This is a genomic window from Paenibacillus sp. JT22N7 (assembly GCF_059383875.1).
The window spans coordinates 44504-63747 of record NZ_JBXENY010000016.1 but is presented as its reverse complement, the minus strand read 5'-3'; the positions used below and the strand labels follow the sequence as shown (position 1 = coordinate 63747).

At 43.5% G+C, this 19244-nt stretch carries 19 protein-coding genes and 3 pseudogenes; 13 read left to right on the top strand and 9 right to left on the bottom strand.

Annotated features, from left to right (window positions below; genetic code table 11):
* The first annotated feature begins 170 nt into the window (after positions 1-170).
* On the top strand, positions 171-1244 hold the full coding sequence (locus AC50Y5_RS30625; RefSeq protein ID WP_494865330.1) for a hypothetical protein: 1074 nt from the start codon (positions 171-173) through the stop codon (positions 1242-1244).
* 9 nt (positions 1245-1253) lie between these two features.
* Here the strand turns inward: AC50Y5_RS30625 and AC50Y5_RS30620 are convergent, their stop codons facing one another.
* Complete coding sequence (locus AC50Y5_RS30620; RefSeq protein WP_494865327.1) at positions 1254-1493, bottom strand: helix-turn-helix domain-containing protein; 240 nt, start codon at positions 1491-1493, stop codon at positions 1254-1256.
* Positions 1494-1683: 190 nt separating this feature from the next.
* Between AC50Y5_RS30620 and AC50Y5_RS30615 the strand changes: the two genes are divergently transcribed.
* The gene (locus tag AC50Y5_RS30615) at positions 1684-2337 is read left to right on the top strand and encodes a hypothetical protein (RefSeq protein ID WP_494865325.1); all 654 of its coding nucleotides are present in this window, start codon (positions 1684-1686) and stop codon (positions 2335-2337) included.
* A 197-nt stretch (positions 2338-2534) separates the two neighbouring features.
* Here the strand turns inward: AC50Y5_RS30615 and AC50Y5_RS30610 are convergent, their stop codons facing one another.
* Together AC50Y5_RS30610 and AC50Y5_RS30605 are read right to left on the bottom strand one after the other, a co-directional pair.
* Complete coding sequence (locus tag AC50Y5_RS30610; protein ID WP_056031549.1) at positions 2535-2738, bottom strand: hypothetical protein; 204 nt, start codon at positions 2736-2738, stop codon at positions 2535-2537.
* Between the two features lie 352 nt (positions 2739-3090).
* Complete coding sequence (locus tag AC50Y5_RS30605) at positions 3091-4356, bottom strand: gluzincin family metallopeptidase (RefSeq protein ID WP_056031551.1); 1266 nt, start codon at positions 4354-4356, stop codon at positions 3091-3093.
* 202 nt (positions 4357-4558) lie between these two features.
* Here AC50Y5_RS30605 and AC50Y5_RS30600 point away from each other — a divergent pair, with 202 nt between their 5' ends.
* Together AC50Y5_RS30600 and AC50Y5_RS30595 are read left to right on the top strand one after the other, a co-directional pair.
* On the top strand, positions 4559-5464 hold the full coding sequence (locus AC50Y5_RS30600; protein WP_494865322.1) for a hypothetical protein: 906 nt from the start codon (positions 4559-4561) through the stop codon (positions 5462-5464).
* Positions 5465-5531: 67 nt separating this feature from the next.
* Positions 5532-6779 (top strand): histidine phosphatase family protein, encoded by a 1248-nt coding sequence (locus tag AC50Y5_RS30595; RefSeq protein ID WP_494865320.1) that lies wholly within the window; start codon positions 5532-5534, stop codon positions 6777-6779.
* Between the two features lie 171 nt (positions 6780-6950).
* On the opposite strand, the gene AC50Y5_RS30590 is transcribed toward AC50Y5_RS30595, so the two are convergent.
* Both AC50Y5_RS30590 and AC50Y5_RS30585 read right to left on the bottom strand, forming a co-directional pair.
* A complete protein-coding gene (locus AC50Y5_RS30590; protein WP_056031559.1) occupies positions 6951-7523 on the bottom strand; it encodes a hypothetical protein in 573 nt (190 codons plus the stop codon).
* Positions 7504-8001, bottom strand: a complete 498-nt coding sequence (locus AC50Y5_RS30585; RefSeq protein WP_056031562.1) for an RNA polymerase sigma factor — start codon at positions 7999-8001, stop codon at positions 7504-7506. The genes AC50Y5_RS30590 and AC50Y5_RS30585 overlap by 20 nt, the downstream gene beginning before the upstream one ends.
* A gap of 670 nt (positions 8002-8671) precedes the next feature.
* On the opposite strand from AC50Y5_RS30585, the gene AC50Y5_RS30580 reads away from it, so the two are divergent.
* From AC50Y5_RS30580 to AC50Y5_RS30570, 3 genes are all read left to right on the top strand, one after another.
* Positions 8672-8950: a DUF2564 family protein gene (locus tag AC50Y5_RS30580; protein WP_056031566.1), complete on the top strand. Its 279-nt coding sequence runs from the start codon at positions 8672-8674 to the stop codon at positions 8948-8950.
* Positions 8951-8997: 47 nt separating this feature from the next.
* Positions 8998-9876 (top strand): hypothetical protein, encoded by an 879-nt coding sequence (locus AC50Y5_RS30575; RefSeq protein WP_494865317.1) that lies wholly within the window; start codon positions 8998-9000, stop codon positions 9874-9876.
* A gap of 273 nt (positions 9877-10149) precedes the next feature.
* Positions 10150-10605: an AraC family transcriptional regulator gene (locus AC50Y5_RS30570; protein WP_494865315.1), complete on the top strand. Its 456-nt coding sequence runs from the start codon at positions 10150-10152 to the stop codon at positions 10603-10605.
* Between the two features lie 280 nt (positions 10606-10885).
* On the opposite strand, the gene AC50Y5_RS30565 is transcribed toward AC50Y5_RS30570, so the two are convergent.
* Both AC50Y5_RS30565 and AC50Y5_RS30560 read right to left on the bottom strand, forming a co-directional pair.
* Positions 10886-11533 (bottom strand): hypothetical protein, encoded by a 648-nt coding sequence (locus AC50Y5_RS30565; RefSeq protein WP_494865313.1) that lies wholly within the window; start codon positions 11531-11533, stop codon positions 10886-10888.
* 22 nt (positions 11534-11555) lie between these two features.
* Positions 11556-11738, bottom strand: coding sequence for a hypothetical protein (locus AC50Y5_RS30560; protein WP_099517408.1), 183 nt, complete (start codon positions 11736-11738; stop codon positions 11556-11558).
* Positions 11739-12143: 405 nt separating this feature from the next.
* On the opposite strand from AC50Y5_RS30560, the pseudogene AC50Y5_RS30555 reads away from it, so the two are divergent.
* The 6 genes and pseudogenes from AC50Y5_RS30555 to AC50Y5_RS30530 all read left to right on the top strand — a co-directional run bounded on the left by AC50Y5_RS30555 (position 12144) and on the right by AC50Y5_RS30530 (position 17441).
* A pseudogene (locus AC50Y5_RS30555) lies at positions 12144-13100 on the top strand (ABC transporter substrate-binding protein).
* A 265-nt stretch (positions 13101-13365) separates the two neighbouring features.
* Positions 13366-14756 (top strand): annotated as a pseudogene (locus tag AC50Y5_RS30550) (iron chelate uptake ABC transporter family permease subunit).
* Positions 14756-15100: pseudogene (locus AC50Y5_RS30545) on the top strand (ABC transporter ATP-binding protein); the annotation flags it as partial. The pseudogenes AC50Y5_RS30550 and AC50Y5_RS30545, both read left to right, overlap by 1 nt.
* A 304-nt stretch (positions 15101-15404) precedes the next feature.
* On the top strand, positions 15405-15779 hold the full coding sequence (locus AC50Y5_RS30540; RefSeq protein ID WP_494865311.1) for a BlaI/MecI/CopY family transcriptional regulator: 375 nt from the start codon (positions 15405-15407) through the stop codon (positions 15777-15779).
* Positions 15780-15786: 7 nt separating this feature from the next.
* Positions 15787-17103, top strand: a complete 1317-nt coding sequence (locus AC50Y5_RS30535; RefSeq protein WP_494865309.1) for a M56 family metallopeptidase — start codon at positions 15787-15789, stop codon at positions 17101-17103.
* A 179-nt stretch (positions 17104-17282) separates the two neighbouring features.
* The gene (locus AC50Y5_RS30530) at positions 17283-17441 is read left to right on the top strand and encodes a methyl-accepting chemotaxis protein (protein ID WP_494865307.1); all 159 of its coding nucleotides are present in this window, start codon (positions 17283-17285) and stop codon (positions 17439-17441) included.
* Between the two features lie 135 nt (positions 17442-17576).
* On the opposite strand, the gene AC50Y5_RS30525 is transcribed toward AC50Y5_RS30530, so the two are convergent.
* Together AC50Y5_RS30525 and AC50Y5_RS30520 are read right to left on the bottom strand one after the other, a co-directional pair.
* Positions 17577-18032 (bottom strand): VOC family protein, encoded by a 456-nt coding sequence (locus AC50Y5_RS30525; RefSeq protein ID WP_494865305.1) that lies wholly within the window; start codon positions 18030-18032, stop codon positions 17577-17579.
* A gap of 131 nt (positions 18033-18163) precedes the next feature.
* Positions 18164-19057 carry a helix-turn-helix domain-containing protein gene (locus tag AC50Y5_RS30520; RefSeq protein WP_494865303.1) on the bottom strand — a complete coding sequence of 298 codons (894 nt, stop codon included), beginning with the start codon at positions 19055-19057 and terminating at the stop codon, positions 18164-18166.
* Positions 19058-19244 lie beyond the last annotated feature (187 nt).

The following is a 19244-nucleotide window of genomic DNA, read 5'->3' as shown; positions in this document are numbered from 1 at the left end:
TGCTTTGAGATTTGCTTTGAGATCTGCTTTGAAATTTGCTTTGAGATTCGCTTCGAATAAGCGCTAAGCAAGACGCAGTAGACCGACTCCGGTTTGCTTGCACGCCCTAGTATTTGGAAGATACATAGGAATAGATTAAAATAGAGCTATTAATGAAAAGGGGTGGTAATATGCCATTGCATCACATTTCTTTGCCAGCGCTTAGCGCCTCCCCAGGTCCTATCGCTGTTATGCATCCTTTGCCTAATGAGCAAAATAGGTCGGTGCTTGCCTTAAATCATGCATGTGAATTGTGGAAGCTGAACCTTGCTACAGGACTTGCTGAACAACTGCTCCAAGTGGATATCCCTGAGTTCAATATTCATCATCCCGTACAAGTCGTAATCAGTAAAGATGGGCAATATGCAGCGGTTTCGAACTGTTTTGGCCGTCACGCCGCAGTTTATGATTTGCTCGCCCGTCAACAAATGATGAAGCTGTCTCGAGACGACTATCATTCAGAGGTATGTACCTTTCCGTTAGCCTTTGCCGAGATTGACGGACGATCTCTGCTCATTCATGGAACACTGTGGAATCGTGTGGACTTAACCGATGTGTTGACAGGGGAGCTTCTAAGCAGCCGTCCACAGGCCGAATATGAAGACGACGGCTATCTTAATTATTTTCACGCCAAACTTTATGTATCGCCGGATCAGCAGTGGGTTGTAGATACGGGCTGGGTATGGCAGCCTGTTGGTATTATTCGGTCCTGGAATGTCCGAGCTTGGCTTAAAAACGCTCGTGAGTCGGAAGACGGTGCTTCCGTATCCTCACCTTGGGAAATACTTGTGGACTGGGACTTGCCCGCCGCTTGGGTAGATTCGCAGACCATTGCAATCTGGGGACAAGTGGATGGCGATCTATTCGATGAGGAGGATTTGCCGGATGAAGGCGCATTGCCTGTCGTTATGGTGTTCAATGTGATGACGGGTGAACGTTCAATCGTATTAAGAGAGGCCCCTGCCTATGAGACCACTTCACCAATAGAGAATGTTTATCCTCATCCACAGGGAAAATTAGCAGTAGATGGTGATCGCTTGTTCTTATGGGGGAGGGGGCTGAATATGACCGTATGGAATAGGCATGACGGGGCACAGGAAGCTGCAGAGGAAGCCTTCTGTCCTGATTTGTACCATGAAGAGGGGCGGCTATTTCTACAATTGGATTCGCAAGGCGGCATTTCGGCTTGGCGGCATACGCCCTAGATGAGCCTCCTATTCGCCTCTGGGAGGGGCTTCGGCTTCTAGCGCGATTAATTCATATAGGTCATTTACCGAGCATCCAATCGTATCAGCGATTGAAATAGCGGTTTTCAAGGGCATCATTCTCTTATTTTCTATAAAATCATTCATCCGCTCGTGTTTATAATGCAGCGCTTCGGTTAATTGACCGATGGTCATGTCGGCTTCCGCTAATCGCTCAAGCAGCATGCAGCGCCCAAGTTCAAATTTCATTTAATCTCCTCCTACTATGTTTGGCTATTCATAAGAAAGCGGATCAGTCGCCTTTTTCCGCCCTTAGAATAATTCCCCAATGTCGGGCTATTTATAAATTTCGAGCAGCAGCTAATATTTTATTCCGTAAAGGTGAGGTTGATATGAAAAATAATCCGCTGGCCTACATAAATACCCTTGAGGAAAAAGCATGAATAGGGCAGCAGAGTGGAGCATCCGTGTGCTGTCCATAGAGCCAGAATGGCTGCATTTCCCCCATGCGCATCAGGATACATTAGGATATCGGTTAAAGCTCAGTCATTCGCCAAAAATAGAGCTGCTTCGCTATGATCACATTCAAGTGACCACGGGGACAACTGGCACTTCATCTTGGGCCGCTTTCACAGCGATCGTGATGGAGATTAACCCGGAATCGCTGCTGCTCTTCACAGCCCCCATGTATCATAAGCAGTTAAAGGAAGCGCATAAGATCAAACGGATTTTCTCCCCACGCCATTCGATTCAAGGTGCGGAGCAGCTCATTGCACATTATGGTTATTTTCCTCCCTTTCACTACGATGAAATAATGGATGCAAGCTGGGATGGGGAAACTGAAGGTTCGAGCGAGGAGAAAAGCTTGACCATTGCTATTAAGCCCTCCTTAGTTGAAGAGGCAGCGAAAAATGTCATCTTCCGTTTTGATGGGGTCCAGGAAGAGAATCTCTCTACTGTCGAGGAGCACAATACTATTTTTCAATTGGAATTTACTTATCAGGAAGAAGCGATACATGTTGTCATCGACTCACAAGAAGGTTTTGGCGGACAATTTCTGTGCCGCAGCGTCCATGTTAGCTGGGAAAGTTAAATAAAGCTGGCACCAGTCAATGACCGGCGTCAGCCTGCTGCTGTGCGCTTTCTCCAAACTACTGCTGCAGAAGCGCTTTATTTTTATCAAGAAAACGGGCATTATGCGAAGAAACACCAGCCATATCAGAAGCTCCCGGCTCATTGTGAGCCCAAATACCGATATCGGTTATTATGCTGCAAAGCCTATTCTATCAGCTATTTTTGCAAGAAATAATCGTAGTAGGCACCTTGAATCAGTAACACAATTTCACCGAAAACCCCTATGACAAAAAATAGGAAGTAGTAACTTGCCGATGATACCTCTTTGTTAAATAGCTCTTTAAAGGCTTGACTAAACACCCGCTCGAATTTAAACCAATTCAGGACCCAGCCGATAATGAGAAAAGTAAGGATCGCCATGTTGAAACACCGCCCCCAATATCCATATTATTGTTGAGCTTATTATAATGGATAATTCGCCAAATCGAAAATGGTACATCATACATATAAAGATGGCGGCGGTTCAATCGTCACGATTTCTGGATAATGTACGTTCAATGCAGAAGCGCCTCTTGCGCCCCTTTTAAATACTGCTTAAGATGCGTATATTTTCGGTTGGCCATTTATTCATAAACAATTAGCCCCCTGACTCTTTACAGAGCGGGAGCTAACAATATTTTAGTATCTTTTGGGGAGGCATTTTTGATTCAAACATTCCCTACAAAACCGCGCGGATCTGTAGCGAATGTTTGAATCCATTTCAGCCCCTCATTTAAACGGGCAGCAGCTCATCTACAAGATGTGTTTTCATCGAATCAAATTGAAATCTGGTTGAGGCCGTAATTCCACGCCAGTCAAAACAGCCACGAATGGTTTTTTCATATTTCCCATTATAAAGCTCGCGATCTGCATCCAAAATGTGGCCCAGCATTTTGTTGTAGCTAAATTTTTGCACCTCTGTGTTGCTCCAAGCAGTGGCCATTAGCTTACCAAATGTGTCTCTGGCATCCAGCAATGCTTTCGTAAATTGCTCCTCCTTGCCTGGATAAAGGGCTTCAAATTCCCGTTGCACTTTAGAAATCTCATCTCCCTTTGCATGAAACGAGCGATCTCCAAGCGATTGCGAAATTAAGCCTTGTTCAATTAAATTAAGTTGAAACATCTCTACTAATATATCAAAGGCACCTCCCGTAAATGGTTGGGATAAAGCATGTGGTTCTCGCCCAACCATACTCATTTTGAAATCATTAAATGCTATGCGTATGGATCGGCCACCGCTTAATTCCCCGAGTCGGGTTAATTCGTTAGGGGAGAACAAGTTCCCCTTCGTGTTATCCAGCAACCGTTTAATTACAGAATCGAAATGTAAGGTTGCCACTATTGCCACTAGATCGCCAAAAGCCTCATGATGCCCGCCATACTCAGGCGTTAATTGATCAGAATTTTGAATTTCATCTAACCCTTTTAAAACCGAAAAATTAATGGTGTGGCCTGTTTCATGCGCTAATACATCAAAATTTTCACAATAGGCATCATTATGATCTATTCTGCCATTTCTTCCTCTAGGAAAACCGAACTCCAAAAAACCTTCCAAACCTGAGTGAGCATTGTCCCATTCCACTCTGGGAATTAGCAGAAGTTTTGGCGGCGAAAACGGCCATTTAATGGCATGTCCAAAATAATCCTCCCAAATCTCCATTACACGCCTTACCGTGGCAAACATGGTCATTGCTGAAAACTCATGCGTTCCCGGTCGAATATGATCAAAATGGCCGTCTGCATCGGGCTTCACGGGCGGATTCTGTTCACCTTCATATCTGTACTTGAACGCAGGGGAACCCTCAAAGCCAAAAGGAATCTTATTAACAGCATCAACCACGTATATTCTGTTGTCTTCCGGTCCGCTCTGAATCGAGCCTGGCTGAGCATTAAGATAAACCACCTCGGGTTGTTCGAATCCAGGAATGGTTTTGCTTTGCGGATAGATTAAAAACCGCGTTCCATTTTCTCGTGCGTTAGCATCTAACATTTGCGACATTATTGTATCCTCCTTGTTTATGAGCTGACAACGAATATTATATTTACCTAAATTCAGTGTTATTATCACTCATTTGTTTGGCATATAAAGGTCATAATAATTATATTAACTTATTATGGCTGTCGTAATTTGATACATAAAAGCGGTCTTAAACACACAAGATGTTACAGGTTCAAAAACACATTTTTGGAGGGATACACTGATGACATTTCAAAAAATTTGGGAAGCGGATATGAAGGAAAACGGAATCCTCCCTTTGATTAAAGGACTTAGTGACAATCAAAAGGACCCTGCACAAGGTTACGTTATCGTCGATATGAACCCGCAGCCCGATGAAGCTTCAACGCCAGGAAGTGAAAAGAATGAGATTACAGTATTTAAGGAAACCCTAATTCCTGACAGCAAACAGCCCTCGTACGACTTATTTATTAAATTGCATGATAATTATGATTGGAAAGTAGGAAGCAAGGAATCAACTTCTCCTGAGGAACAAGCTGAGGTCAATGAGTTCTTACAATTTGCTATTGGAACTAAGCCCATGCAAATTGCTCGGGAATATGCTGAATCGAACGGACATCTTGCGGCTGGGAATTCAGATGATGATTGGAAGAACATGCTGAAAGCACTGTGGTTCAAACTAATTAAAGGAAACAGCACCTCTTATTTTGAGCATGTGTTTCTAGGCGAGCAAGGCAGTAAAAGGAGGAAATTGGGCGGCCATCATTTCTGGTACCATTATTTGATTAACGATGGCCCCTTCGTCAAATTGGAAAAAGAAGATTCAATTGTTTTCATTAGACATGTAGAAGTAAATAAAATAGAAGCTAGTAAGCTCGCTGAAGTGATAACGATTGAATACTCTTTGGAAGAAATAGATAATCAAGGCAAAAAAACAAAGCTGATTAAAAATATCGGGGGTTTTTTTGTCGGTACAAGCCCAGAAGGCCTACTTGCTCTAGGTACAGTCGCGTTTCTCGATGGCAGGGAACATATCCCGGTTGAGCTTAATGGAGAGAAGCTTGATATCACTGTGTTTCGAACTCAAGATGAAAAGAAAGACGCACGAACTTTCTACCCGGTGATCAAAGAGGCAGTTCCAGCACATTAAGCAAAAAGTGGGGGCTTCCCCCACTTTTTTTATTATTACATTCATTTCTGCGAATGGAGGAATTAGAATGAGTCAAACCGATATGCCGTATGAAATCAAATTTTTATTGGATGGCAACCAGGTACTTACGGATAAACATGAACTGCGCACCGACCTTGTTCATCTGGACCAAGCTGAGCATCAGCAACTGGATATTCGATTTTTGGATACTTCTGCATTGGATTTGTACCGTAAAGGCTGGATTTTGCGTGGACGTCTCAAACAAGGGAAGGATCGCTGGGAAATCACCTTCAAAAAGAGAATTGCTCTTCAAGGGACAATGACGATTGAAAATGCTATTCAAGAAGCAGAGAAATTGGGTTTTGATCTGAACGATCCTTCCCTTAACAAAGAAGTGGATTGGACCGGGGAGCATCAATCGTTAAACCTTTCCTATGAGGTAAAAGTAAGTGCTTCTGAACTGAACGATACCAGTGATTGGAAAATAACATTGATGAAGCATGCGCCGGAACCATTGCGATTGCAGCAATGGGGCGAGATAACTTTTAAGGAGATGTTATCTAAATCAAATATGTATGGCCCGATCCCTGCTCAAAAATATCAAGGAGAACGGAATGGGGTGAAAGAAAGTATTGAAATCTGGACGGTTGCTGGAAGCTCAATTGTGGAAATAACAACGGAGGCGCTAGGAATGGAGGCGGCGCAAAGTAGTCACCAATTGATGGAAAATCTGCTTCAGCAGCAAAATCTGCTGGTCCTGCAACCTGGTTTATCCAAAACCGGATGGGCGCTAAAAAAATGGCTGCAAACAGTAAGCAATCCCTTTTCGCTGCTTCTCGAAGGTGGATTCAACCTCTATTTTAGACATGCGCAGCCTGAAAGTACTGATAATGATGAGGTTATGTTGAGTCAATCAGGTCAAGAGCAAGCTAGGAAATTGGGCGAGCTGCTTTCTGAAAGAAAGATCCCCATACAACTGCCGGTTAGCGCCAGTCCGATCAACCGTGCGAGACAAACGGCGGAATTAGCTTTCAGCGAGAAAAATATTCTAATTGAGCCGCGGCTTATCCAGAAGAATCATTTGCCTCAATTGTTAGAAATAGTCCCTAAGCAAGGATTCAATCAAGTATTTGTTGCTCATCACTTCACATTTAACAATCAGCTTAAAGAATACGATGACTTCATTCATCTAGGGATGGTATGGCTTAAGCCCTTGGGCGAGGGAAAAGGCTATACCGTAGTGCAGGTACTGGACTTGCTGCAGGAAGCTTTGATTAAGCACAGTAGCGATATTCGTGAATTAACCTTGAGGTAACAAAAATATTTAAAGGAAATAAAAGCATACCGCTGTAGGCTGCAACACGATGGAAAGTAACTGAGGAAATTCCTCCATACACTAAAAAAACTGCAAAGAACGCAGTGGGATAACTCTCTGCGGTCTTGCAGTTTTTCACTCTCTCTTTCAGCTTTCATCGGCATAGTTATCTTATTTCTGTGGAGCCATATTATTGTAAATGCGCGTTGCATTCACTTTTCCTGTGCTGACATCCTCTGTCGTAAATCCGGATACGATATTGCCAACTTTAAATTCCTTTTGCAGCAGATCTTCAGACGGCTCGGCAGCCGTTGGCCCACTGATACCCAATTCGGTTTCTGGAGTTACGGTTACCCATAAGTCGCCAACCTTGAAGCTTGCTCCATCTTCGCTTACTTCCGTAATCACGCCCTCAATATTGACGACCGCTTTGCCGCTCGTAGGAGGTTTTGTTGCAACAGCAGCCGACTCGGGTGTTGTATTTGGCACATTTGTTGTATTTGGTGTATCCTGATTCATCGCGAAGATGCCTACCGATAATACTGCACATGCTGCAATACCAACTGTCCAACCTGTTAACGTTCTTTTTTTAGCTTTTTCCATTTTAAACGACTCCTTTTGATTGATCAAATTTGGTTGTGCTGTCTTTTCCATTTCCGACATCAGCTTCTGATAGGTTGCCTCTTGAAAATTCTCACTTGTTTTCACACGGGACATCGCGGATTTATAAACAGATTTCTTCATCCTCAAGGCCTCCAATCTTCTCTTTTAAGATAAGGCGTCCTCTTGCGAGCCATGTTCCTACCGTTGCCGACTTGGTCTGCAAAATATCGGCAATTTCCTTAATGGAATATCCCTCATAATAGTGCAGATGAATCGGAATCCGATACTTCTTGTCCAAGGCTAGTACAGCCTGCAAGACCCCATTTTCTTCCGGTGGGAGATAGCTAAGATCTTCGGGAACAGGATTTCTGCTTTTGAACCATCCTGTTTTCAGCATATTTTTACTTTTATTTATGGTTGTTCGAATCAACCATGCTTTTTCGTGTTCATTGTTTTCAAATACAGGGCGCTTTTGCAAATAGGTGAGAAATACCTCTTGGGTCACTTCTTCCGCATCAGCTATATTTTTCAAATACGCAAAGGCAATTTTGATCATGCTTTGTGAATATAGATCCAAGGCCCGCCGTACAGATTCATTGAGCTCATATGAATTGTACACCTCAGCACCCCCTTTCACTTTTAATACAACTGAGAGTTCTAATATTTTTCATTGCGTCTAATTTTTTTAGCATTTAATGATTTCCACTAAAATATCCGTTCCATTAAAAGAGATAGAATAAGGACATTGGCATGACATGGCTGCCCTCCTACCTTAACCTTGCTATTCAATCATGTAGAGTACTGCATCTATAGGACAAAATAAAAAAGCACCCGATTGGATGCTTTTTCGTTCTAATCCTCACCTATACCATTTTCGGCTATTTCCAGAGCGTTTTCCAATAAAGGAGTTGGCGATGATGTCGAACAAAAGTCCAAGTGCAGCAAGCCTGCATCATTAGACAATAAACCGATTTTAGAAAGATACATCGCAGAAATGATTACCGATGATTTATGTGAAATCTGTGTGCCGATTAAACCATTATAGTTCCCAAGAATGCCTTGTTATCATGCCCCACAGCAATAAAAGCAACAACTTGCATGAAAACGGCGGACGGTTGCTGAACTTTCAGAGTACTCTTCCTCCTAAAACTGATGATTTAGCTTCCTGCTTCATCATGCTTATAGCTCATATGTCTATTCGTTAGCAGCAATCCATGCATATTTTACTGGATATTTCACAAAACTATAGTGTGGACAACATGATCTAATCGAGAGGGGAAAAAGCACACTTGGCTAAGCACACAGACACAAGTTGGAAAGAGGATCATCCGAGCACTTTGCTCAGTAACTCTGTCCAAAAGGCAAATCATGCGGTTAAGCAAGCGATGTCTCATCCAGAAGAACAAACCGTTGAGCAAGCATGCGATTCAATATCACATGCAGAAAATGCGCTAGATAATGCAGAGCAACATTACGGTCACATGGACACCGTCCAGCAAAATAAAGAGCAGTTAGAGCTTCTGGAGCACCAATTGGATGAAGTACAAGAAAATATGAAGGATCAGTAATATAAGAATAAAGACAAGCTCCGTTCGTTATGTAAAACGAATGGGGCTTGTTTTTATTTCACAATATATCCGCCTATAAAGGGATAGAATTTGTCTTTGTTCCCGGCGACGAGGTAACCTTGGGCTGGGACAACTGGTTCGAGGAGCCGGATAGCACGGCACGCATGGATTCGGAAGAAAACCTGATGAAAATTGGGAAATCGTTTAAGAAGCCGGAGGATAGACTGCGTCGAATGATGACTCCGGTCAGAAAAGCCGCTATTGGGCCGATGCTGGTAGAGCGGAATACCCAGCCAATCGGCTGGACCGAAGTGGCTGCTGAAGAACTAGACGTAGAAAATGATGCCGAACTGTTAGGGCGGTTAGAAGCGTTCAAGCAGAGTACTAACGGTAACCGCGAATATTATCCTTCCTATCGTCTAGATCGGGATGGTGAACATATTCGCATCTATCTGTTTAATGATAGCGAGAATTTTGAGGATTGGGCCGATTCGACCTTGAATCAGGAATTCGACATTCCAACCGAGGACGAGTGGGAGTATATGTATGGTGCCGGCTGTAGAACCTTGTTTCCATGGGGAGACGGAATGGATTACTCGATGAATCTAAAATATTTTGAGGGTCTTAAGGATGACAGAGAGACGAGTACCCCAACAGGAGCAATCAGCCATTCCTATGACCTTGAGCTACCGAATGTCTTCGGACTGCGTTTTCTGGGAGATCCATACCAGAAGGAGCTGACCAAGACAGAAGACGGAGAGTCGACCGGCAAAGGTGGCGAAGGCGGGGCCAATCACAATGGAGGTTTGGGCGTCTTTTTCAGTTATTTGCCAACAGCCGTATATTACCGTGACAAACATGAAGATGAACAGGAATGGGTGGAATGGCTCGATCAGCTGCATTATCGACGAATTGTGCGACTGTGAACAATCCTTGTGTATTACTAAACAGCGTTATCCGCTCTACACCATTATTTAAGTCCAAACTTTCAGGCTTGCTTTGAGAAACGACCCAAACTTTATCTCCTTGTTCAGCAACTCCTCTAACGAATCCATCTCTTGATCCTTTGCTCGCGCCGGATACAAGCTAGATTCCCCTCTCACTCTCCCTTACTTTTCCCAAAAAAATAATGAATATTATTTTATAGCATGATAGCATTCCAAATGTAGTCAATTCTAATGAAGAAAGGAAATAAAATAATGAATATTAAAATCGAAACTTTGCCGAAATACCGTATTGCCTATGTGCGACAAGTAGGTCCATATGGTCCTGCCAATAGTCAAGCAATGGAGAAGCTGAAACAATGGGCTAAGGGGAAAGAGCTGCTTACCGAATCGACTATCCTGCTCGGAGTGCCACAAGATAACCCTGAAACAACAAAGCCGGAAAACTGTCGATATGATGCATGTATTGTCATTGCAAAGGATTATCCAGATGATGATTCCATTAGCGAAGGCCAGCTTGATGGTGGAACGTATATTATTTGCAAAATCAAACATACAGCGAAAGCTATAGAAAGAGCATGGAATGAGATTTTTCCATACTTGCAGAACAACGGATACCAAATGGACAATAAACCAATTTTAGAAAGATACATTGGTGAAATGCTTATCAATGATTTTTGCGAAATATGCGTGCCGATTAAACCTGTATAACTTTCTAAAATCACGATAATCTACAACCTCCTAAGACACGTACAAAAGGCTATGACAGGTCACTTGTTCACAAACTGTCATAGCACTCAAACTCGTGAACGATGCGATCGCTCCGGGCCGACTTTCAGACACTATCTACGTGGCGACTCTCTACCCAGATATCTTGGTTTGAACTCGCACAAACAGCGCTTAATCCTCCATTTAAGGACGATTAAGCGCTTATATTGACTCATCTTTAAATTCAAAAAAATCAAAGTAAAAGCCATTTGCTTTTACCTTATTAATTAGGAGTACACCAAATTGGCCCCGCCCATGGTTGGTGTACATAATACCCGTTATTATTCCAATTGCATATCTCACCTATGCCGTATAAAAAGAATAAAGCAGCAGCCCATACCGCACTAATTCCACCTAAAGCCGATGCTATACCTGCTGCTCCTCCGCCCGCAGCTAATACTTTCTGTACCTTACTAGCCTCACTAGCGTTTATAAAAAGAACATGTCCATACCATTCTGTTTCAACTGTGAAAGAAGGTTGAACCATATCGATAATAGTCTCATCGGCTTCATTATTGATTTGTAAATCTAGAAGGCTTCCATTTGTTATAAAGATTCCATCTTCAACTTGTTTATTAATTGCAATTAAGGTTTCATTAAATTTGTCAAAAGCTACTTTAGAAACGTTTGCCGATTCATAATTTTCATAAAAATTTTTAAATCCACCGTTAATAAATACAGCTGTTTCTTCTAAATCCGAATTTGCAATTTCTAATGCAATTTCCAAATTTTCATCCGTTATTTCTGGAAGCTCAATTACTAATTGATTGTTTATTTGATCTTCACCGAGTAAGGATGATGCATAGGTTGCTGATACACCAGATGTCGAAAAAAGCAGAGCAAAAGCAGAGATTACTGTTACAAATTTCATTTTCCATTTAATCCCAACAAAATCACTCCTTCTTTTTATTTTTATCTCGCAAAGCAAAGTACCCTATTATCAAAGAAATGACAGCAATTAATATTGCAAATATTTTCTTCATCAATATCATTTCGCCAAAAATATTTCCGAATGAATCTAACAATAAAAATATAGCTACAATGAAAAGTGTTATTTTAATTGTTTTATTCAACATTTCTCCCCCCACCTCTATTGTATGCTGTTATACAAACTGCCGTAATCTGAATTCCTCAACCTATTGTTTCTTACAATTCACACTCCTTTTAAAAAGGAATAAGTACACAATAGTAAATATATATAAATTTTACCTTTTTTAGAACTTGCAAGAAACAGGTCGAACGAATCAATTAGATTGTCGAAAATTAGCATAAAATGTATACGTCCAATACTTACTCTAACGTTTGCATTGCTTGTTTTATGCTATTGCATCCCTTCTTCAGCGATGATGAGAATCATTATCGAAATTCAGAGAAGCTATTTTTTTTCATAATTTTTACAACATCACGATTGATGCGAGTTTACTCTGCAAAGATAGTCATCGCCAACAAAAATATATTTCAAGATAAGGAAGGGTACACACATGAATACAAAAAGAAAGTTCTCTTTATCCACGCTAATTATTTTTGCAGTGCTTGCAATCGCGCTAGCAGGTTGCGGCAGTCAAAATTCCAATTCGACGGCTTCACCATCTCCGGCTGCAAGTGAATCGGCAAGTACCGAAGCTCCTCAGACAGAAGCTTCCGCTTCCCCAACCGAAACGGTCCAATATCCGATCGTGATCAAGCATGCTTTTGGCGAGACCGTTATTGAAAGCAAGCCTGAACGCGTCGCTACGGTTCAATTGGCGAATCACGACGTCGTACTAGCTCTTGGCGTTGTTCCTGTAGGCTTCTCGGCGGCGAACTTCGGCGTCCAAGATGGCAGCGGACTATTGCCTTGGACAGCAGAAAAGCTTAATGAGCTTGGCGTAAGCGATCCTAATGTTTACCAAGATACGGACGGCCTAGATTTTGAGGCCATTTCGGATTCAAACCCGGATGTGATTCTTGCTGCTTACTCTGGTATTACTCTGGTATTACTCAGGAAGACTACGATCTGCTTAGCCAAATCGCTCCTGTTGTAGCCTATCCGACTGCACCTTGGGCAACCGCATGGCGGGAGCAAGTTCTATTAAATGCAACTGGTATGGGCATCTCGTGTTTCTTTCTTGCATGAGCTAGGAATGGTTTATCCTGAAAGTATTTCGAAGCAAATTACTGACCCTACCAGCTACTCTTTAACTTTAAGCTCTGAGAACGTCGAAGCTCTGAACGATGCGGATCTCCTCGTTGGATATGGCAATGACGAATTGTATCAAACGCTTAAAGCCGATACGCTGCTTGGCAAAATTCCTGCGATCGCGAGAGGCTCTGTTGCTTTTATTGATAGCGATACGCCTTTAGTAGCTGCTGGAACTCCAAACCCACTTTCCATTGCTTATACCATTGATGAATACCTTGCATTAATTGGAGGAGCCATTGACAAAATAAATGAATAGTTCTTCCGTTTCAAAAAACAAACAGCTCACCTCGCCTATTCCGGGGAACTTTAAGATGGTCCTGATTATTTGCATTGTCCTGCTCGGCGTATGCGTGGTCGCATCTCTAGTTTTAGGCGCTCGAATTGTAAAGCTTAATGAACTGATAGACGGTTTATTTCACCAGGACATTGATTCCTTAGGGGCTAACGTCGTTCGCAAGTGAATTTCTCGAACCGTATTTTGTTTATTGTGCGGTGTCGCTCTGGGCGTTTCCGGGGCGATTATGCAGTCGGTCACTCGCAACCCGCTTGCAGATCCAAGCATACTGGGAGTCAACACAGGCGCATCTTTGTTTGTCGTCTGCGGGATTGCGTTCTTGAATATTAGCAGCGCCAATCAATATATATGGCTTGCTTTAGCCGGAGCTGGAATTACGGCAGTGTTCGTATTTGGAATCGGCTCTATGGGACGTGGCGGCGCCACGCCCATTAAGCTTGTTTTGGCGGGGGCGGCCACCAGCGCCGCCCTTGCTTCTCTGGTTACCGCCATCATGATTCCGCGCTCCTATGTTATGGATCAGTTCAGATTTTGGCAAGTAGGAAGCGTCGGTTCGGCAACCTGGAGCGCTATTACTACCTTCATCCCTTTTCTAATCGTTGGCTTACTAATCGCTTTTATGGCTGCCCCGGCACTAAATGCGCTGGCACTGGGAGACGATGTTGCGACTGGACTAGGCGTTCGGACAGGGCTGCTAAGGTTTATTGCAGCTTTTGCAGGTGTTATTTTGTGTGGAGCTGCTACTGCGCTCTCGGGAGAGCAGCTTAAAGGCGTATCTTTTGCGGTTAGTACAATACGTTTACCGAGAATGCTGGCTGGTCTCTTCGCTGGATTTGCTTTCGGCATTGCTGGTTATGTCTTCCAAACGATGCTGCGCAATCCTCTTGCGAACCCGAATGTCATCGGTATTACCTCCGGCTCCAGCGCGGCGGCTGTTTTTTGCATCACTATCCTTCATTCAAGCAGAGCAGTGATTTCCATTGCTTCTGTCATCGCCGGTCTAGCTATTGTCATTCTGATTTATGCATTATCCAGGGGCAAAACATTTTCAATCGGGCGATTGATTCTTGTCGGAATAGGCATACAGGCTATGCTTGACGCCGTCATATCCTATCTTCTGCTCGTTAGCGCCAACAAGATATCCCTTCAGCGCTCAGATGGCTCGGAGGCAGCCTCAATGGCTCTCAAATGCGTGAGCTTCCGCCTCTTATAATAACGGTTATTATCTTTACTCCTATCATTATTGTTCTAGGAAAACATCTAAACATATTGGAGCTTGGCGAACAATCGGCTTCTTCTCTCGGCGTGGACACGGACAGGACAAGAATTGCGCTAATTGTGAGCTCCGTCATCATGATTGCTATTGCTACGGCTACCACGGGTCCAATAGCCTTTGTCTCCTTCCTTGCGGGACCGATCGCAAAAAGAATGGTCGGAGCCGGCTTCTCGAACATCATCCCGGCGGGACTGGTTGGCGTTAATTTGGTCCTGGCGGCAGATCTAATCGGACAATTTGCTTTTGAGTACAGATTCCCCGTAGGCATCATTACCGGATTGCTCGGAGCGCCTTATCTAATCTTCTTGTTAATCCGAATGAATCGAAAGGGAGAATTATAATGAAACCGACACATATTTTTCAAGCCGAACAAATGGTAGCGGGCTATGAGAATAAAACGGTTATTCACGGAGTAGATCTTGTTATACCTAGCAATAAAATAAGCGTTATTATTGGCTCCAATGGCTGCGGTAAGTCTACGCTTCTTAAAACACTGGCCAGGCTTATAAAACCTGCATCGGGCAAAATCACCCTTGATGGCAAGCCACTCGGCAAAATCCCGCCTAAACAATTGGCTCGAGTGGTAGGACTGCTGCCGCAATCCCCTATTGTTCCGGAAGGAATTTCTGTAGCGGACTTGGTGGGACGGGGAAGGTTTCCGCACCAATCATTACTCGGCGGATGGATCTTTCTGTAAAACCCGCATTAAATCTCCTTTCACCTAACCCAGCCCTATGCTGCTTAACTCCCAAATCGTTTTTTATTATATCAGCGCACCATACCCCGACATTTACTATTTCCCTAAAGCTAACTTGAAAAATGCTTCAGATTCAAATGGGATACGATGTTGAATTTAATTATCACTACAGCCAAGGCCGTCAATTCATTCAACTTGACAACCTACTACGAAATGTAGTAGGTTTTATTTACTACATCATGTAGTAACAAAGCTCGTTATGGACGCATAACGAAGTAAAGAGGTGTTCACCGTGAACCAGATTCAAAAGTTATCGGATACTGAATTAGAGCTAATGGAGGTCATTTGGGCGTGCACGCCCCCTGTCACATCTACTGAGCTTCTGAGTATGTTCGCCCTAAAGGGGAAGGAATGGAAGGCACAGACCATTTCCACCTTCCTCTCACGTCTAGTCGATAAAGGGGCGCTAATCACTGCAAGGCATGGACGGATCAATAAATACGAGCCGCTTATTTCGGCCGAGGATTACAAGCTAATAGGGACGCAGCAAGTTCTGGACGGCTTATATCAAGGCTCCGTCAAGAACATGGTTTCTGCTTTGTACGATGGTGACAAGCTGTCAGACGAGGATATTGCAGAGCTGAAAAAATGGCTGTCGGAAAAGTAGGTGCTGCATGGATACCATTTTCACATTGATGTTTACTCTGACCGTAGCTGGAAATGTCGTTGTCGCTTGTATTTGGTTGTCACAGCGCCTATCCACCGAGATTTGGCCTACGAAGTGGCGGTACGTGATTAACAAAATGGCGGTAGGATTGTATTTATTCCCCGTCGTTCTTATTATTCAGTGGATTTCGCGAATGATCCCATTCCGTACGCCAAACGATTCCAGCATGAATGAATCTGCTTCGATCGTACAGCATGCCCAGCCCGGAGCATTATTGAGCTTCAAGCCTGAGCCGCTCTTTCCGGAATGGACGATTTCAACAAATGCAGCCTTTTTTGTAATAGCCATATGGGCAATCGGAGTTGTAGCTTTTGCAGCTTGGCAAACGTATTGTTACCGCAGATTTTTAAAGCAACTGGCAAATACGAGTACTGCCGTCCCATTAAACAGCGAGGCGGTTAACCAGCTTTACCTGATTAAGCAGGCTCTTGAACTTAAAAGCAAGGTCCGGCTTGCTTATAGCTCCTCCATTCAGAGTCCCATTCTTGTTGGGCTTTGGAAGCCTGTCATTTATCTCCCTATGGGTAGTACCACAAACGTAGACATGAGCATGATTATCCGTCATGAGCTGATTCATCTGAAACGCAAGGATATATGGGTTAAAGCTTTTACGCTAGGAGCCAGCGCTTTACATTGGTTTAATCCTTTGGTTCATATCCTTCGTAAGGACATTCATACATGGAGCGAGCTGTCCTGCGATGAAGAGGTGGTCAAAGGCATGTCCCATGCCGAGCGCATACGTTACGGGCAAACCCTTTTAAACGTAATAGCAGAATCAATAAATATTCCCGTACAGCTCGGCGCCTCTTTATCCGGTGACGGAAAACAATTAAAAAGGAGATTAATTCTGATGCTAAATGTTAAGAACCTGAGCAAAAAAACCATTTTTCTATCCATTACAGCGGTATTTGCGGTAGCTGTAATCAGCACATCCGCTGCGGTATGGGCATCAGGCAATACGCCCAAGGTAGCTGAGGATAAAATGGCCAACGCCGAAAACCACACGGCCAACTCATCAGCGGAACCGGTGCCTTCTATCGCTCCATCTGAGACAGCTAGTGATAATCAACCAGCCGTTACGGAACCCATTCCTGTTCCTTCTGTCGCTCCAGTTGACGAGGCTAGTGAAAGTCAAGCAGCCGTAACAGAGCCCGCTCTTGTTCCTTTCACTGCTCCATCTGCGGCAGCTAGTGATAATCAACCAGCCGTTGCGGAACCCATTCCTGTTCCTTCTATAGCTCCAGCTGAAGCAGTAGTTAAATAGTCTCCAGTAAAATAGAGGCTCATTGTGAAGGGGTTGTCCCGAAAGGGTTTTAATCTGCGGTGAACATCCCCATTGAGCTCGGCAGAATTCATTTTACGAAAAAAGCGCAGGTTTTAAGGCGGAATTAGCCCGAAACCTGCGCTTTTTGCAGTTTTTTTGTCCACCTATGGAAATTCATTATGGTCGGTGAACAAGGAAAAGGCTTCACTGTCGTTGCCTCAGAGGTGCGCAAGCTCGCCGAACAGACTCAGCATGCGGCTGAACAGGTCAGCGGGCTGATTGATGGGGTTAGACATGATACTGCTGAGGCTGCCGCAGCAGGCAGACCCATTCGCTAGCAGTGAAAGCACCTCTATGCTCGCAGAAAACCCACCTTTAGACTAAATAGCCAGGGTGGGTTTTCTGCGAGCATGCACAATCGTTTCTTTTCGTATGAGGATAATACTTGAAAAGAGATGAATCATCTGGATTTATTAATCTATCACCTGAGCCAATTCGAAAAAATTCCCCCACGGATCGGTGAAAAATGCGAGGCGGCGATGGATGGCCTCCAAGTTAAAGGGCACCCCGATGATGGTGACCCCTTTTGAATCCAAATACGCAATCGCTTCATCCACGTCGTTCACGGTCATGCAGAGGTGATGGTGACCGGCTTTATACATACTGCTGTTAATATCATGGTAAATGGGAGCGTCATTTACCTCTCCGTCTCCAATAATCTCAAAGTAAAAGGAGTCGTCATGGGGCGGAGCGACATAAGCAAGGTGCAAGTCTCCAAACGGCCATTCTTGAATGACACGGAAGCCCAGCTTCTCCACGTACCAGCTCTTTGCAGCCTCGTAGTCTGGCACACGGATGGCGATATGATGACCTTTCAGTGACGCGATAGGGTTGGCAGCAGAATCCTGCCGAAGGTTAGAGTCAGGCATGTTTTTTCCTCCTTGGATTTTATAGGACTAGACTTCGTCTGGTTGACATGTATAAATGTACCAGATGAATACACACTATACTTTGTTCGGAGGTCCAAATCCGTTGTTCATTCAGCCCAAGGTTAAGATCATCAGAACTTTGGCGGTTGTTTGAGTGCGGAAGGTGGGATTCCAAATCTCATCTTAAACACTTTGGAGAAGTGTGAGACGTTCTCAAAACCCGTTGAGAAGCAAATTTCAGTTACGGATAAGGACGAATGGATTAGCATTTCTTGTGCTTTATCCAATCGGCGATTTCGTATCCACTGGAGCGGAGAAGTATTATAGATCGCTTTAAAATCACGTTTGAAGGAGGATAGGCTTCGGCCAGATAAGTAGGCGAGATCATGCAAGGTTACGGGATTTGTGATATTCGCATCAACGACGTCCTTGATGCTTTTTCGTTCTTGGCGCTTAATCTGAGCAAGCTCAGACAGGAAAATATCATTTCTATCGGCTATGCCAAATAATAATTCTAATAACTTCACCTTAACCAACCCATCTCTAATCCGTTCCGGTTCATTGAAATACGGTTTCAATGATTCCAGATAGCTGAAGAGTCTATCATCAATCGTATGTACAGATACCGGAGCCGGTGTCCTAGATGCTGAAGTAGGAGTATAATCCGCTAGTTTCATAAACTCGTTAATTAATTCGTCTTTTAAGAAGAACATCATATAGTTGAGTACATAATCGAAGTTCGGTTCCCCGCTTTTTTCATATTGGAACGCAATGGATTTATGGATCAGCACCATTTCATGCTTGTTCACCGTATGCACCTCGGTTCCAAACCGTACGGTATACATCCCTTCCATTACGAATAAGAGCATATGGTCTTCTAGAAACAACGTGCCAGTGGCGCCTTCTGTACGTGTGCAAGATTCAATGGCAGACAGTCCATTCATTCTCAATATTCTTTGTTGATGGGTTGGTGTTTTGATTAGAATCCGGGGTATTTTTGTCAATTTACTCAAGGGTACAGCCAATGGACATGACTCCTTAGGAATTATATTTGTAGACTATACTTAACTTAGATATAAGTTTCGTTCGAAGAGGCTCACTTCATGTGATTTCTACGGGATTACTTTTATGAAAACAATGACATGCTGCTGATTAAAGCTGTTCAATCATCTTGTGACAACATGGTTAGAAACGTTTATTCTACCATGCTAA

Excerpts from the sequence above, each read along its gene's own strand:
- AC50Y5_RS30625 (WP_494865330.1), top strand. The coding sequence starts at position 171 with ATGCCATTGCATCACATTTCTTTGCCAGCGCTTAGCGCCTCCCCAGGT.
- AC50Y5_RS30620 (WP_494865327.1), bottom strand. The coding sequence starts at position 1,493 with ATGAAATTTGAACTTGGGCGCTGCATGCTGCTTGAGCGATTAGCGGAA.
- AC50Y5_RS30615 (WP_494865325.1), top strand. The coding sequence starts at position 1,684 with ATGAATAGGGCAGCAGAGTGGAGCATCCGTGTGCTGTCCATAGAGCCA.
- AC50Y5_RS30610 (WP_056031549.1), bottom strand. The coding sequence starts at position 2,738 with ATGGCGATCCTTACTTTTCTCATTATCGGCTGGGTCCTGAATTGGTTT.
- AC50Y5_RS30605 (WP_056031551.1), bottom strand. The coding sequence starts at position 4,356 with ATGTCGCAAATGTTAGATGCTAACGCACGAGAAAATGGAACGCGGTTT.
- AC50Y5_RS30600 (WP_494865322.1), top strand. The coding sequence starts at position 4,559 with ATGACATTTCAAAAAATTTGGGAAGCGGATATGAAGGAAAACGGAATC.
- AC50Y5_RS30595 (WP_494865320.1), top strand. The coding sequence starts at position 5,532 with ATGAGTCAAACCGATATGCCGTATGAAATCAAATTTTTATTGGATGGC.
- AC50Y5_RS30590 (WP_056031559.1), bottom strand. The coding sequence starts at position 7,523 with ATGAAGAAATCTGTTTATAAATCCGCGATGTCCCGTGTGAAAACAAGT.
- AC50Y5_RS30570 (WP_494865315.1), top strand. The coding sequence starts at position 10,150 with ATGAATATTAAAATCGAAACTTTGCCGAAATACCGTATTGCCTATGTG.
- AC50Y5_RS30565 (WP_494865313.1), bottom strand. The coding sequence starts at position 11,533 with ATGAAATTTGTAACAGTAATCTCTGCTTTTGCTCTGCTTTTTTCGACA.
- AC50Y5_RS30560 (WP_099517408.1), bottom strand. The coding sequence starts at position 11,738 with ATGTTGAATAAAACAATTAAAATAACACTTTTCATTGTAGCTATATTT.
- AC50Y5_RS30535 (WP_494865309.1), top strand. The coding sequence starts at position 15,787 with ATGGATACCATTTTCACATTGATGTTTACTCTGACCGTAGCTGGAAAT.
- AC50Y5_RS30530 (WP_494865307.1), top strand. The coding sequence starts at position 17,283 with ATGGTCGGTGAACAAGGAAAAGGCTTCACTGTCGTTGCCTCAGAGGTG.
- AC50Y5_RS30525 (WP_494865305.1), bottom strand. The coding sequence starts at position 18,032 with ATGCCTGACTCTAACCTTCGGCAGGATTCTGCTGCCAACCCTATCGCG.